The organism is Flavobacterium sp. J49 (assembly GCF_011742145.1).
In the GTDB taxonomy this organism is placed as follows: Bacteria; Bacteroidota; Bacteroidia; order Flavobacteriales; family Flavobacteriaceae; genus Flavobacterium.
In genome coordinates this window covers 1-209 of sequence record NZ_JAAQQU010000026.1, presented here as the reverse complement: position 1 = coordinate 209, position 209 = coordinate 1, and the positions used below count along the sequence as shown (strand labels likewise).

The 209-nt window shown below is 42.6% G+C and carries 1 protein-coding gene; it reads right to left on the bottom strand.

Going from position 1 to position 209, the window contains the following annotated elements; translation table 11 throughout:
• On the bottom strand, nt 1–209 hold a 209-nt coding region (locus HA632_RS00100), incomplete at both ends, for a hypothetical protein (protein ID WP_176305211.1).

The window sequence follows — 209 nt, the reverse complement described above, 5'->3', positions numbered from 1 at the left end:
TGAGTGGCACTTGTAACCGCATCAGCATAAATGTATTGATTCATGGCCGGGGTAAAGTCAACCAAGCTACATTGTGCATCAACCATTCCTGTGGTTGGGAATTCAGGAGTGAATACAGAACAAACTGTTTCACTCCAATTTGACCATTGTTGTGTTCCGAAACTATTTACTCGGTAACGAACCTCAACAGCATACTCTTTGCCTAAACC